The organism is Gilliamella sp. ESL0405, from assembly GCF_019469205.1.
Classification (GTDB): Bacteria; Pseudomonadota; Gammaproteobacteria; order Enterobacterales; family Orbaceae; genus Gilliamella.
In genome coordinates this window covers 1,948,759-1,963,313 of the sequence record NZ_CP048265.1, presented here as the reverse complement: position 1 = coordinate 1,963,313, position 14,555 = coordinate 1,948,759, and the positions used below count along the sequence as shown (strand labels likewise).

General features: G+C 38.5%; 11 protein-coding genes and 1 tRNA gene. 11 read left to right on the top strand and 1 reads right to left on the bottom strand.

Annotated elements, in window-relative coordinates:
* The first annotated feature begins 208 nt into the window (after window positions 1-208).
* The 11 genes from GYM74_RS08525 (at window position 209) to truB (ending at window position 13,341) form a co-directional block, all read left to right on the top strand.
* Entirely contained in the window at window positions 209-1,771 is a 1,563-nt protein-coding gene (locus tag GYM74_RS08525; protein WP_220217804.1) for an anthranilate synthase component 1, read from the top strand.
* Window positions 1,771-3,402, top strand: coding sequence for a bifunctional anthranilate synthase glutamate amidotransferase component TrpG/anthranilate phosphoribosyltransferase TrpD (gene trpD / locus GYM74_RS08520; RefSeq protein ID WP_220217803.1), 1,632 nt, complete (start codon window positions 1,771-1,773; stop codon window positions 3,400-3,402). Before GYM74_RS08525 ends, trpD begins: the two co-directional genes overlap by 1 nt.
* Window positions 3,403-3,416: 14 nt before the next feature.
* Window positions 3,417-4,808 carry a bifunctional indole-3-glycerol-phosphate synthase TrpC/phosphoribosylanthranilate isomerase TrpF gene (gene trpCF, locus GYM74_RS08515; RefSeq protein WP_220217802.1) on the top strand — a complete coding sequence of 464 codons (1,392 nt, stop codon included), beginning with the start codon at window positions 3,417-3,419 and terminating at the stop codon, window positions 4,806-4,808.
* 13 nt (window positions 4,809-4,821) lie between these two features.
* Window positions 4,822-6,015: a tryptophan synthase subunit beta gene (trpB, locus tag GYM74_RS08510; RefSeq protein ID WP_255556117.1), complete on the top strand. Its 1,194-nt coding sequence runs from the start codon at window positions 4,822-4,824 to the stop codon at window positions 6,013-6,015.
* Window positions 6,012-6,818 (top strand): tryptophan synthase subunit alpha, encoded by an 807-nt coding sequence (gene trpA, locus GYM74_RS08505; protein ID WP_220217800.1) that lies wholly within the window; start codon window positions 6,012-6,014, stop codon window positions 6,816-6,818. Before trpB ends, trpA begins: the two co-directional genes overlap by 4 nt.
* A gap of 207 nt (window positions 6,819-7,025) precedes the next feature.
* A tRNA-Met gene (locus GYM74_RS08500) sits at window positions 7,026-7,102 on the top strand.
* Window positions 7,103-7,291: 189 nt separating this feature from the next.
* On the top strand, window positions 7,292-7,753 hold the full coding sequence (gene rimP, locus GYM74_RS08495; protein ID WP_220217799.1) for a ribosome maturation factor RimP: 462 nt from the start codon (window positions 7,292-7,294) through the stop codon (window positions 7,751-7,753).
* A gap of 16 nt (window positions 7,754-7,769) precedes the next feature.
* Window positions 7,770-9,245, top strand: coding sequence for a transcription termination factor NusA (nusA, locus tag GYM74_RS08490; protein ID WP_220217798.1), 1,476 nt, complete (start codon window positions 7,770-7,772; stop codon window positions 9,243-9,245).
* A gap of 17 nt (window positions 9,246-9,262) precedes the next feature.
* Window positions 9,263-11,923, top strand: coding sequence for a translation initiation factor IF-2 (gene infB / locus GYM74_RS08485; protein WP_220217797.1), 2,661 nt, complete (start codon window positions 9,263-9,265; stop codon window positions 11,921-11,923).
* A 66-nt stretch (window positions 11,924-11,989) separates the two neighbouring features.
* Window positions 11,990-12,367, top strand: a complete 378-nt coding sequence (gene rbfA / locus GYM74_RS08480) for a 30S ribosome-binding factor RbfA (RefSeq protein WP_220217796.1) — start codon at window positions 11,990-11,992, stop codon at window positions 12,365-12,367.
* Window positions 12,368-12,438: 71 nt separating this feature from the next.
* Complete coding sequence (gene truB / locus GYM74_RS08475) at window positions 12,439-13,341, top strand: tRNA pseudouridine(55) synthase TruB (protein WP_220217795.1); 903 nt, start codon at window positions 12,439-12,441, stop codon at window positions 13,339-13,341.
* 40 nt (window positions 13,342-13,381) lie between these two features.
* Here the strand turns inward: truB and GYM74_RS08470 are convergent, their stop codons facing one another.
* Complete coding sequence (locus GYM74_RS08470) at window positions 13,382-14,431, bottom strand: LacI family DNA-binding transcriptional regulator (protein ID WP_220217794.1); 1,050 nt, start codon at window positions 14,429-14,431, stop codon at window positions 13,382-13,384.
* Window positions 14,432-14,555: the final 124 nt, after the last annotated feature.

The following is a 14,555-nucleotide window of genomic DNA, read 5'->3' as shown; positions in this document are numbered from 1 at the left end:
ATTTAAAACTGATAACTAAAATGAAAACACAATATTTACGCTTAACTACCCGTATGTTCACTAGCTTTGATTGGTGGCGCATTACTTATTTGCGGGTGATGTGATGAATTATTGTTTTTTCTTAAACCCGCTAACTGCGGGTTTTTTAGTTTCTGATAAGTTAAAAAATAAATTCTAAATAAAAATTTGCATAATAGGAGAGTCAACAATGAATAAGCCAACGTTAACCCAGATAACCAAGACTATTGATTATCTAAAAGATCCGACTCAAGTGTTTAATCAATTATGTGATAATCGACCAGCAACATTGTTGTTAGAATCAGCGGAAATTGATAACAAGCAAGGTATTAAAAGTGTGATGATTGTCGATAGTGCGATGCGCATATCGGCGTTAAATAACGAAGTGACTTTCGAGGCATTGACAACCAATGGTGAAAAACTGCTGCCTTTATTGCAAAATACTTTTTCAGATAGTGTCGAACAAAAGCTTGTTACTCCCCAAAAATTAACGTTGGTTTTTCCTGCTGTAGATGATCTGCAAGATGAGGATTCTCGCTTAAAATCACAATCCATTTTTGATGCATTACGGGCTTTGCTAAATCTGGTTAACATTCCACAACACAGCCATGCCGATGCCGTTTTTGTTGGTGGACTATTTAGTTATGACTTAGTTGCAGGTTTTGAAAACTTACCGATTTTACCAACGGAACAACATTGTGAAGATTTCTGCTTTTACTTAGCAGAAACCCTATTAGAAATTAATCACCAATCCCATGTATCAATTTTCAAAGCTACCGCTTTTACTTCTGACGACAAAGAAATTTCACGATTAACTGATAGATTTTCCGAATTACAGGCAATGTTGAATCAACCCGTTAAACCGATTAAGACCCAATCACTGGCAAATGTTAAAGTAATGTGTAATAAAAGTGATGATGATTTCAATACAGCGGTTAAAAAAATGCAGGATGCGATTGAGCAAGGTGAAATCTTTCAGGCTGTGCCATCCAGACGTTTTTCATTACCTTGTCCGGCACCATTATCGGCTTATCAAGTTTTAAAAGCCAGTAACCCAAGTCCATACATGTTCTATATGCAAGATAAGGATTTTGTGTTATTTGGTGCATCTCCTGAAAGTGCACTTAAATATACTAAGGCGACTAATCAAGTTGAAATCTATCCAACTGCCGGTACTCGCCCTCGAGGCTTAAAACAGAACGGCGAAGTCGATCATGATCTTGATAGTCGATTAGAGCTTGAGATGCGAACAGATAAAAAAGAACTGGCTGAACATTTAATGTTAGTTGATTTAGCACGGAACGATTTAGCGAGAATTTGCCAGCCCGGCACGCGTTACACCAAGGAACTATTAAAAGTAGACCGTTACTCTTTTGTTATGCACTTAGTGTCAAGAGTTGTGGGTCAACTGCGTCATGATTTAGATGCCTTACATGCTTATAGAGCTACGATGAATATGGGAACTTTGACCGGTGCTCCAAAAGTTCGGGCAATGCAGTTGATAGCTGAATTGGAGAAAGTTAAACGAGGGAGTTATGCCGGTGCTGTAGGTTATTTTACCGCTAATGGCGATCTTGATACTTGTATTGTTATTCGAAGTGCCTATGTTGAAAACGGAATTGCAACCGTTCAAGCTGGGGTTGGTGTGGTTTTAGATTCTGAACCTCAATTAGAGTCCGATGAGTCCCGTAACAAAGCACGTGCAGTCGTGCGAGCAATTATGGCAGCACATAATGTAGAAGGAGTATTTTAATGGCTAATATTTTATTTATTGATAATGTGGATTCATTCACTTATAACTTAGTCGATCAATTACGTAATAGCAAACATTGTGTGACGATTTATCGTAATACGATACCTGCCGATGTTATTATCGAAAAATTATCTCAAATGCATAACCCTATTTTAATGTTATCCCCTGGACCTGGTGCGCCCAGCGAAGCAGGCTGTATGCCAGAACTGCTTAAACGTTTAAAAGGGCAGTTACCAATCATTGGTATTTGTCTAGGTCATCAAGCCATTGTTGAGTCTTACGGTGGTACTATCGTGCCTGCTGGTGATATTTTGCATGGTAAAGCTTCGCTGATAGAACACGATGAACAAGCAATGTTTAAAGGGTTACCTAATCCATTACCGGTTGCTCGTTATCATTCATTAAAAGGGGAAAATATTCCTAAGACATTAACGATTAATGCCCTTTGCAATAATATTGTTATGGCTGTACGTAACGATCAAGACCGAGTTTGCGGTTTTCAGTTTCATCCCGAATCAATTTTAACTATTCAAGGTGTAAAACTATTAGAACAGACGATTGAATGGGCACTTAATCCGCCACAACCTCAAGTACAACCAAAACAAGAAGCGATAGTTAATAAACAAGAATACAATATTCAACCAATCCTTAATAAATTGTATTTAGGACAAGTATTAACTCAAGAAGAGAGTAAAATGCTGTTTAATCTGATTATTCAAGGGAAAATTGAGCCTACAGTACTTGCCACCGCAGTGATTAGTATGAAAGTTCGTGGTGAAAAACCCGATGAGATAGCGGGAGCGGCTCAAGCATTACTTGAAAATGCTGATAGTTTCGATATTCCGGATTATGATTTTACCGATATTGTGGGAACTGGCGGTGACGGAACTAATAGTATTAATATTTCAACAGCCAGCGCTTTTGTTGCCGCTGCCTTAGGCTATAAAGTGGCAAAACATGGTAATCGTGGGGTATCGAGTAAATCCGGTTCATCAGATGTCTTATCGGCTTTAGGGATTAAATTAAATATGCCAGCCGAAGCGTCACGAAAGGCGTTAGATGAGCTTGGTGTCTGTTTCTTATTTGCGCAACAATATCACACCGGTTTTCGCCATGCAGCCCCTGTTCGTCAACAGTTAAAAACAAGAACAATCTTTAATGTATTGGGACCGTTGATTAATCCGTCCAGACCAAAACGTATTTTATTAGGTGTTTATCATCCGGATTTGATTAAACCGATTGCCGAAACGTTAAAAATGCTAGGTTATACTCATGCTTATGTGGTTCATGGCGCAGGTATGGACGAGGTTGCTATTCATGGTGAGACTCAAGTTGCCGAAGTTAAAAATGGTGAAATCCGTTATTTTACGTTGACGCCACAAGATTTTGGACTCAATACGTATGCCTTAAAAGATATTGAAGGTGGCACTCCAGAGATGAATCGTGATATGTTAATCGCAATTTTACAAGGGCACGGCAAACCAGCTCACGAAGCGGCTATTGCAGCTAATGTCGCAATGTTAATGAGTTTGTTTGGTCAAACAGATTTAAAACAAAACGCTAAACAGGCCATTGATATGATGCGTAGTGGCAAAGCTTATTCGCTTTTACAACAATTAGCGGCGAGATAGGAAGGGAGAGTGTTATGGCAATTGCAGCATTGACCAAAAATGTTGAAATGGCGACGGTATTAAAAAAGATCATCGATGATAAACAGGTATGGTTAACCGAGCAACAAGCAATAAAGCCGTTAGAAACATTTAAATCGGCTATAAAACCGAGCGATCGTAATTTTTATCAAGCATTAAGTCAGCCTGAAACCGTGTTTATTTTAGAGTGCAAAAAAGCGTCGCCGTCTAAAGGATTGATTCGTGATGATTTTGATCCCGCTAATATTGCTAAAGTTTATAAAGATTATGCTTCGGCTATTTCGGTGCTAACAGATGAAAAATATTTTCAGGGTAGTTTTGAGTTTTTGCCAATAGTCCGCAATGAAGTTACTCAACCCGTTCTTTGTAAAGACTTTATTATCGATGAATACCAAATCTATTTAGCCCGTCATTATCAAGCCGATGCAATTTTATTAATGTTGTCTGTTTTATCTGATGATGAGTATCGTTATTTAAGTGAAATTGCGCTTCAACTCAATATGGGGATATTAACTGAGGCGAGTTGCGAACAAGAGGTCGAACGGGCAATTGCGCTTGGTGCTAAGGTGATTGGAATCAATAATCGGAATTTGCGTGATTTGAGTGTTGATCTAAATCGGGTAAAAACTCTTGCTAAAACTATTCCTGATGATCGTATTATTATCAGCGAATCGGGTATTTACACGCATAATCAAGTCAAGGAATTAAGTGCCTATGCCCATGGTTTTTTGATTGGTAGTGCCTTAATGTCTGAATCAAATTTAACATTAGCGATTAGAAAAGTAATGTTTGGTGAAAATAAAGTATGCGGTTTAACCCGAGCTGAAGATGCTGTCGCTGCTTATCAGTCGGGTGCGGTATATGGTGGTTTAATTTTTGCACCTACATCACCACGCTATATTTCACCAATAAAAGCTCGTTCTGTCATCGCAGCAGCACCACTTAATTGGGTTGGGGTCTTTAAAAACGAGAGCGTTAGTCAAGTTAGCCAAATAGCCCAGCAGTTATCGCTTTATGCTGTTCAGTTGCATGGTGGTGAAGATGATAACTATCTACAAGCTTTACGCCAACAACTGCCTCAATCGTGCCAAATTTGGCAGGCAATAAGCATTAGTAGCGTGATTCCTCAGCATCATAATCCTTTGGTGAGTCGCTATATTTTTGATAATGGTGCGGGTGGAACAGGTGAGTGTTTTGATTGGTCTTTGTTAAATGGTCACAATTTAGATAATGTGATTTTAGCTGGTGGCATTAATCCTCAAAATATAAAATCTGCCTTAGCAACAAATGTCATTGGTGTTGATCTTAACTCTGGTGTAGAAGTGTCACCCGGCATTAAAGACAAACAAAAAATTACAGCCGTATTTGAACAAATTAAATTAAATTAAAAAAGGAATGGTTATGTCTAAATTAAATCCTTACTTTGGTGAATTTGGTGGGCAATATGTTCCCCAAATATTAATGCCAGTGCTTGAGCAACTTGAGGATGCCTTTATATCAGCAATTAATGATCCCGGTTTCCAAAAAGAGTTTAATGATCTTTTAGTAAATTATGCCGGTCGGCCTACTGCACTGACCTTATGTAAAAATTTAACTGCCGGCAGTAAAACTAAACTTTATTTAAAGCGAGAAGATCTGGTGCATGGTGGGGCGCATAAAACAAATCAAGTTTTAGGGCAGGCGTTACTGGCTAAAAGAATGGGAAAAACGGAAATTATTGCCGAAACGGGCGCAGGACAACATGGCGTGGCTTCAGCTTTGGCTTGTGCTTTACTGGGCTTAAAGTGTCGAATTTATATGGGTGCAAAAGATGTAAAACGTCAAGCGCCTAATGTGTTTAGAATGCGATTAATGGGGGCGACAGTGATTCCGGTTGAAACTGGCTCAGCGACGTTAAAAGATGCCTGTAATGAGGCTTTGCGTGACTGGTCTGGCAGCTACGAAAAAGCACACTATATGTTAGGTACTGCCGCAGGCCCACACCCTTTCCCAACTATTGTACGTGAATTTCAACAAATGATTAGCCGTGAAGCAAAACAGCAAATCCTTGAAAAAGAAGGGCGGTTACCTGATGCGGTTATTGCTTGTGTTGGCGGTGGCTCGAATGCTATAGGCATGTTTGCGAATTTTATCGAAGATAAATCGGTTAGATTAATTGGTGTAGAGCCGGGTGGTCATGGTATTGAAAGTGGTGAGCATGGCGCATCGTTAAAACATGGAAAATTGGGTATCTACTTTGGAATGAAATCCCCAATGATGCAAACAGATGAAGGGCAAATTGAAGAATCATACTCGATTTCAGCCGGGTTGGATTTTCCGTCTGTCGGGCCACAGCATGCTTATTTAGATAGTATTGGCCGAGCAGATTATGTGTCGATTACTGATGATGAAGCTTTAGATGCGTTCAAAGCATTATCACGTAGTGAAGGTATTATTCCGGCGTTAGAATCGTCTCATGCATTAGCTTATGCACTTAAGATGATCAAAGAAAATCCAAATAAAGAGCAATTATTGATTGTCAATCTCTCTGGTCGAGGGGATAAAGATATCTTTACTGTTTATGATATTTTAAAAGCAAAAGGAGAAGTCGAATGAACCGTTATCAAAAACTATTTGATAAATTAAAACAAGATAAAAGAGGTGCATTTGTTCCTTTTGTGCCAGTTGGTGATCCTAATCCTGAGCTTTCATTAAAAATTATACAGACTCTAATCGATGCCGGCGCGGATGCGTTGGAGCTAGGAATACCATTTTCTGATCCTATGGCCGATGGACCAACCATTCAAAATGCCAATATTCGGGCTTTTCATGGTGGAATCACTGTGGATAAATGTTTTGCTATATTAACTCAAATCAGAAAAGATAATGCCGATATTCCTATCGGACTATTGATTTATGCAAATTTAGTTTTCAAACAAGGCATTGATAACTTCTATGCCAAATGCGCCCAAGCAGGTGTCGACTCAGTTTTAATTGCTGATTTACCGGTGGAATATGCTTCAGAATTCACTCAGTATGCAGAAAAACATGGCATTGCCCCAATATTTATCTGTCCACCGAATGCTGATGATGAAGTCATGAAAAAAATTGCCCAACAAGGTAAGGGTTATACTTATTTAGTGTCTCGTGCTGGTGTGACCGGCACAGAAAACAGAGCCAATAAACCGCTCACCCATTTATTAAAAAAATTGGTTGAATTTAATGCACCGCCGGCTATACAAGGATTTGGTATCTCCGATCCTAATCAAGTAAGCGAAGCGATTCAATCCGGTGCAGCAGGCGCCATTGCCGGCTCAGCTACTGTAAAACTAATTGAGAAAAATTTAGATAATCCTGAAAAAATGCTTGATGAGTTAGCCCACTTTGTTAAAAGTATGAAAATGGCAACCGCTCAGTAGTTTTTTAGCGAATTGGTCAGCTATGCCTGCTGACTTGAAAAGTGGAAAATAGCACCCATAATGAGATTCAGATATTGTTCAGTTATGGTTAAAATAGCAACAAAATTTGGGGTGCTATTTTTCACTTAGTTTAAGCGTAATTACCAAAATCACTGTGATTTTGGGTTGCATTTTTTGGAAAATACAGTATAATCTTCAGCCATCTATCGCGGGGTGGAGCAGCTTGGTAGCTCGTCGGGCTCATAACCCGAAGGTCGTTGGTTCAAATCCAGCCCCCGCAACCACTTTAAATTTTCATTCATATATTAACTATCCTATTATTGTCTGAAAGTTCATATCAAGTGGCTTCATTATAGTTTGTTTTGAATGTAGCCTCGCTTGTCGAGGCTTTTTTGTATGTAATAATTTAAGCGTAAGTTTAAAAGGAATGTTGGGCTTTATGCCCTTTTTTATTTTCTGCAGTGGAGGTTTGTTTGGCTAATATAGAACAGCAATTGACCGATATCATTCAAGAACCAGTCAATGCACTTGGTTTTGAACTGGTCGGTATTGAATACATTCGTGGCCGTTACCCAGTGTTACGAGTTTATATTGATAGTGAAAATGGTATTACTGTTGATGATTGTGCTGATGTTAGTCGACAAATTAGCGCAGTACTTGATGTCGAAGATCCTATCAAAGATGCCTACAATCTTGAAGTGTCATCGCCGGGTATGGATAGACCACTGTTTACAATTGAACATTATCAACGTTTTATCGGCGAAGAAATCACGGTTAGTTTGCGTATTGCAGTTGCAAATCGTCGTAAGTGGAAAGGACGAATTAAGTCTATCGAAAATGAAATGATTACATTGACCGTGGATGGTAGTGATGAAGTATTTGCTTTTAGTAATATTCAAAAAGCAAATATTGTACCGAATTTTAACCTTAAATAGAGTACGGGTGTAAAGGATGAATAAAGAAATTTTAGCTGTTGTTGAAGCGGTATCAAATGAAAAAGCACTAACGCGAGATAAAATTTTTGAAGCGCTAGAGACAGCATTAGCGACAGCAACCAAAAAGAAACATGCGGTAGATATTGATGTTGTTGTTAAAATTGATCACAAAACAGGTGATTATGACACGTTTCGCCGTTGGCAAGTGGTTAATGAAGTCACACAACCGACTAAAGAAATGACACTCGAAGCTGCGCAGTATGAAGACCCAACAGTGCAAGTTGGTGACTATGTGCAGGAACAAATTGAGTCTGTAGCATTTGACCGTATAACAACGCAAACGGCTAAACAAGTCATCGTACAAAAAGTCCGTGAAGCTGAACGTGCAATGGTAATTGACATGTTCAGAAATCGAATTGGTGATATTGTTACAGGTATAGTTAAAAAGACAAATCGCGATAGCGTTATTCTTGATTTAGGTAACAATGCTGATGCTATGATGTCACGTCATGATATGTTACCACGTGAAAATTTCCGAATTGGTGACCGTGTTCGAGGTATTTTATATCTTGTTGAACAAGATAATAAGCCAGCCCAACTATGTGTGAGCCGTTCTAATCCTCAAATGATGGAAGAACTTTTCCGCATCGAAGTGCCAGAAATTGGCGAAGAGATGATCGATATTAAAGGTGTGGCACGTGATCCTGGTTCGCGCGCTAAAATCGCTGTTAGCAGCAATGATCGCCGTATCGATCCGGTTGGTGCTTGTGTTGGGATGCGTGGTGCACGTGTTCAAGCGGTATCAAATGAGTTTGGTGGTGAGCGTATCGATATCGTTTTATGGGATGATAACCCGGCACAGTATGTCATTAATGCTATGGCACCTGCTGATGTTGTGTCTATCGTTGTTGATGAAGATAAACATACCATGGATGTTGCAGTTAATGCTGATACATTACCTCAAGCCATTGGTCGTAATGGTCAAAACATTCGTTTAGCTTCACAACTTACCGGTTGGACATTAAATGTGATGAGCACCGAAGATTTGCAAGAAAAACATCATGCAGAATCGTTTGCCGCTATCAGTAATTTAATGAAACATTTAGATATTGACGAAGGTTTAGCCCAACTTTTAGTAGAAGAAGGCTTTACCTCGTTAGAAGAACTTGCTTATGTGCCAGTTGATGAGTTACTTGAAATTGAAGAACTTGATGAAGAGCTGGTTGAAGCATTAAGAAACCGAGCAAAAGATGCACTAACAACTATTGCGCTTGCTCATAGTGGTGATAAAAGACCTGCTCAAGATTTATTAGATCTATCAGGTATGACACAAGAATTAGCCTATCAATTAGCCCAACATGATGTTATTACGTTGGAAGATTTAGCTGAACAAGGTACAGATGATCTTGCTGATATTGAAGGTTTAACAAGCAAACAAGCTGGCGATTTTATTATGGCTGCACGTAATATTTGTTGGTTTGCAAATGAATAATTGAGGGAAAGTAATACATGACCAAAGTATCAATCGAAACACTGGCTCAAGAAATAAATACTCCAGTGCAAACACTTTTGCAACAGTTTGCCGATGCAGGGATGAAAAAAACTGCATCTGATACTGTTACTCAAAAGGAAAAAGAGGCTTTGCTTGCGCACTTAAATCCTCAGCAAGGCCCAACTAAATTAACGTTGCAACGTAAAACGCATTCCACTTTGAATGTGTCAAGTGGCGGTGGAAAGAGTAAAGAAATTAAAGTAGAAGTCCGTAAAAAACGCACTTTTGTTAAACGTGACCCTGCTGAACTTGCCGCCGAGCAAGAAAAGGCTCGCCTTGAAGCTGAACAAAAAGCAAAACAAGAAGCGGAATTAAAAGCACGCAAAGAAGCTGAAGAAAAAGAAAAGCTAGCCGCACAAGAGGCGAAAAAGCGTGAAGAAGCAGAAGCTAAAAAACGCAGCCAGGAACAAAAGGCGAAAGTAGCACAAGAACAGCCAATTGATCCGAAAGTGAAAAAAGCACAAGAAGAAAAAGCACGTTTAGAAGCCGAAGCGAACGAAATCAAACGTAAAGCCGAGGAAGAAAATCGTCGTAAGCTCGAAGAAGAAGCTAAACGTATGGCTGAAGAAGCACGTAAATTAGCTGAGCAATATAGTGATGTTGAGGAAAGTGATAATGGTGATGAAGAAGATTATCATGTCACCACTTCTAAATATGCACGTGCGGCAGAAGATGATACTGATCGCGAAGTTGAAAGTGCTCGTGGCCGTGGTCGCAATACCAAGCAAACTAAACAGAAAAAAGGCAGTAAATTATCTGAAGGCAAAGCTGAGCGTGAAGAAGCTCGAGCGGTTACTCGTGGTAATAATAAAAAGAAAGGGAAAAGCACTTTACAACAAGGCTTTAATAAACCCGTTCAAGCTGTCAATCGTGATGTCATTATTGGTGAAACCATTACCGTTGCTGAACTTGCTAACAAAATGGCCGTAAAAGGTTCAGAAGTGATCAAAACTATGATGAAAATGGGTGCTATGGCAACTATCAATCAAGTTATTGATCAAGAAACCGCACAATTAGTTGCGGAAGAAATGGGACATAAAGTGGTTCTGCGTCGTGAAAATGAGCTTGAAGAATCATTGATGAGCGATCGTGATACAGGTGCTGAAAAAGTATCTCGTGCGCCGGTTGTGACAATTATGGGTCACGTTGACCATGGTAAGACCTCATTGCTTGACTATATCCGAAAAGCTAAAGTGGCATCTGGCGAAGCTGGTGGTATTACCCAGCACATTGGTGCTTATCATGTTAAAACAGCCAATGGCGAAATTACCTTTTTAGATACACCAGGCCATGCCGCATTTACTTCAATGCGTGCTCGTGGTGCAAAAGCAACCGATATTGTGGTATTAGTTGTCGCTGCTGACGATGGTGTGATGCCACAAACTATTGAGGCTATTCAACATGCGAAAGCTGCCAATGTACCTATCGTTGTTGCCGTAAACAAAATTGATAAGCCTGAAGCTGATCCCGAAAGAGTAAAAGGCGAACTTGCTCAATATGGCGTTATGTCTGAAGATTGGGGCGGCGATACGCAATTTGTCCATGTTTCGGCTAAAGCTGGAACAGGTATTGACCAGTTACTTGAAGCAATCTTATTGCAAGCCGAAGTTCTTGAGCTAACTGCATACGAATCGGGTATGGCAAGTGGTGTTGTAATCGAATCTTTCCTTGATAAAGGTCGTGGTTCTGTGGCAACGGTGCTTGTTCAATCCGGTACGTTACGCAAAGGTGATATTGTTCTTTGTGGATTTGAATATGGACGTATTCGTGCAATGCGTAATGAACTAGGTAAAGAAGTTACCGAAGCTGGACCATCTATTCCTGTTGAGATATTAGGTCTATCTGGTGTACCGTCTGCCGGTGATGAAGCAACTGTTGTTCGTGATGAGAAAAAAGCGCGTGAAGTTGCCCTTTATCGTCAAGGTAAATTCCGTGATGTTAAATTAGCTCGCCAACAAAAAGCGAAACTGGAAAACATGTTTACTAACATGACCGAAGGTGACGTTTCTGAGCTTAACATCGTACTTAAAGCCGACGTTCAAGGCTCAGTTGAAGCGATTTCTGATTCATTACTTAAACTTTCAACCGATGAAGTTAAAGTTAAAATTATTGGTTCAGGCGTAGGTGGGATCACCGAAACCGACGCATCACTTGCTGCTGCATCAAACGCCATTATTTTAGGATTTAACGTTCGTGCCGATGCATCAGCACGTAAAGTTGTTGAATCTGAAAACTTGGATCTTCGTTATTACTCTGTCATTTATGATTTGATTGACGAAGTGAAACAAGCAATGAGCGGTATGCTTGCACCAGAATACAAACAAGAAATTATTGGTCTTGCTGAAGTGCGTGATGTGTTTAAATCACCTAAATTTGGCGCGATTGCTGGTTGTATGGTAACTGAAGGTGTCGTTAAACGTCATAACCCTATTCGTGTATTACGTGACAACGTGGTTATCTATGAAGGCGAACTTGAGTCACTACGTCGCTTTAAAGATGATGTCAATGAAGTCCGTAATGGTATGGAATGTGGTATTGGGGTACGTAACTATAACGATGTTCGTGTTGGCGATACTATCGAAGTATTTGAAACTATCGAAATCAAGCGTACGATTTAATCATTACGCTATCATGTTATAAGCAAGGTTTACGCCTTGCTTATTCATATTTTAAGGAATATAGATATGGCAAAAACTTTTAATCGCTCATCTCGGGTAGGACATGAATTGCAAAAAGAGATTGCAATTATTCTTCAACGAGAAATCAAAGATCCTCGTTTAGGTATGGTAACTGTATCTGGCGTAGATATCTCTCGTGATCTCTCCTATGCTAAGATTTTTGTGACTTTTTTGAATGATGACGATCCGCAGGTTATTGAGCAAGGTTTAAAGGTTCTAAATGATGCTAAAGGATACATTCGGTCATTAATTGGCAAAGCAATGCGTTTACGAATTATTCCTGAGATTAAGTTTTTTTATGATGAATCACTTGTTAAAGGTATGCAGATGTCGAATTTGGTATCTGATGTGATCAAACAAGACAATGAACGTCATAAAGATTAACCGTTAAAGTATAGAATCTGAATTTTGTCAAAAGATTTCAGATTTACTATACGTTTCAGTATAAAAATAACATGAAAAATATAAAAAACACTCGCCGTGATCTTCACGGCGTTTTATTGTTAGACAAATCGCAAGGTATGACATCGAACGATGCTTTGCAAAAAGTGAAACGACTGTTGAATGCTAAAAAAGCCGGGCATACTGGTGCACTCGATCCTTTAGCAACTGGCATGTTGCCGATCTGTTTTGGTGAAGCAACTAAATTTTCTCAATATCTATTAGATTCAGATAAACGTTATAAAGTCATTGCTAAATTAGGTGAACGAACTGATACATCTGATGCTGACGGGCAGATTATTTGTACTAAACCGGTGTTAATCGATCAAGCACAAATCGAACAGGCGCTGACTCATTTTCGTGGTGATATTCTACAAGTTCCGACGATGTTTTCAGCTTTGAAGTATCAAGGTAAACCGCTTTATGAATATGCTCGCCAAGGCATTGTGATTGAACGTGAAGCAAGGCCTATTACGATTTATGAAAATCAATTTATTGAATTTGACGCAACGACTAACCAGTTAACGTTAGAAATACATTGCTCTAAAGGGACTTATATTCGAACGATTATTGATGATTTAGGTGAATTACTCGGCTGTGGTGCACATGTGATTTATTTAAGACGATTACAAGTTTCTAATTACCCTCTTGATAAAATGGTGACACTCGAGGCACTGGAAAATATAGTCGACAAAGATCAATTACTCTTGCCAGTTGATAGCCCATTGCAAGATCGCCCTAAGATTACATTAAACGCTGCGCAAGGTAGTGATATATTACTCGGCCGAACTATTATTATAGATAATAATACGCCAGTTGAAACATTGGTGAGGATTTATCAAGACAATCATTTTATTGGTGCCGGTATTTGGCAGTTCAATAAATTGTCTCCAAAACGGTTAATATCGACATCTTAGTTTCTTAAGCTGTTTATTATCTTGCTATTTGCATATTTGTTTAGTGTATAAATATTTTTTCGGTATCAATAATATGGCATTGCTGCGGTGATGCTATATTTTTTTTGATAGTTTCACACATTAGCAACGCAGCTTTTTCGCCCATTTTCAATAATGGTTTATTGATTCTACTTAATGTATCTAATTCATTATATTGCAACTCTTTAAAATGACTTATATAAGTTATAGCCAAAGGTTTTGCCAATTGAGATTGGCTCTCCTTTGCTTGATGTAATGCGCCAAAAACGGCACGATAATTTGATAGATAATTTTGGTTATGAATATATTTTTTATCCAGATAGTTCAGACTGAGCATATCATCACAAATAATAGCAGTAGGCGGATTGGTACTGTTAAGCAATGACTTTATCGCTAATCGGCCGTGTTCATAGGTAAAACAGTCTTGAATCAGATAATTAGGATCAAATGAGATGTTACCTCGATATAAAGCCTGTTGATAGCCTTGTAAAAGTAAACTTGTATTAAATTTGTTTTTATCATTAACTAAAATAGCGATTTTTTTATGATAATGATTAATCAAATATTGGGTGAGCTGATAACCTATCATTAAATGATCAAAGTAAACACATGAAAAATCACGGACAAAGTGGTTAATGAAAATTATGGGTGGTAACGCTTTTTTAAATGGATATAAAATTTCTAAATAGGGTGCATCATTAATAATAATAATCCCGGCAAACGCGTGTTGAGTTATATATTGTACTAAGTGATAAATATCTGCCTTACCATAATAAGAAAATCTTAAATACTCAAGTTGGTAATTTTCTTTTTGTAATAGGCTTTCTAAGCCAAAATTTATTAAACTTTTACTGATAAGCTGGTTATCAAGTATGAGTATTTTATTACTTTTAATCTCAGTTGTTTGAGCGGTAATGCGGTTAGATGCATCAATATTTAACTCTTCTATTGCTTGGTAAACTCGTGATTGTGTCTGAGCTGATGTGATGCTCGGCGTTCTTAAAACTCGAGAAACAGAAGCAATCGATAGACTCGCTTTTTTAGCAATAGCCGATAAAGTGACTTTGGACATGATAGATTGTTTAGATTGTTTTTTATTCCTATTACTTTAATAATGATTTGTTTTTTTGTAATGTTTAGAAAATTATTTTTTCGATCTTTGTTCCAAAATATTGGCACATCTTTTTTCCATTATC

What these genes read in the sequence shown, in the direction of transcription:
- rbfA (WP_220217796.1), top strand. Translation starts at nt 11,990, where the DNA reads ATGGCAAAAACTTTTAATCGCTCATCTCGGGTAGGACATGAATTGCAA.
- nusA (WP_220217798.1), top strand. Translation starts at nt 7,770, where the DNA reads ATGAATAAAGAAATTTTAGCTGTTGTTGAAGCGGTATCAAATGAAAAA.
- infB (WP_220217797.1), top strand. Translation starts at nt 9,263, where the DNA reads ATGACCAAAGTATCAATCGAAACACTGGCTCAAGAAATAAATACTCCA.
- trpB (WP_255556117.1), top strand. Translation starts at nt 4,822, where the DNA reads ATGTCTAAATTAAATCCTTACTTTGGTGAATTTGGTGGGCAATATGTT.
- GYM74_RS08525 (WP_220217804.1), top strand. Translation starts at nt 209, where the DNA reads ATGAATAAGCCAACGTTAACCCAGATAACCAAGACTATTGATTATCTA.
- GYM74_RS08470 (WP_220217794.1), bottom strand. Translation starts at nt 14,431, where the DNA reads ATGTCCAAAGTCACTTTATCGGCTATTGCTAAAAAAGCGAGTCTATCG.
- trpA (WP_220217800.1), top strand. Translation starts at nt 6,012, where the DNA reads ATGAACCGTTATCAAAAACTATTTGATAAATTAAAACAAGATAAAAGA.
- trpCF (WP_220217802.1), top strand. Translation starts at nt 3,417, where the DNA reads ATGGCAATTGCAGCATTGACCAAAAATGTTGAAATGGCGACGGTATTA.
- trpD (WP_220217803.1), top strand. Translation starts at nt 1,771, where the DNA reads ATGGCTAATATTTTATTTATTGATAATGTGGATTCATTCACTTATAAC.
- truB (WP_220217795.1), top strand. Translation starts at nt 12,439, where the DNA reads ATGAAAAATATAAAAAACACTCGCCGTGATCTTCACGGCGTTTTATTG.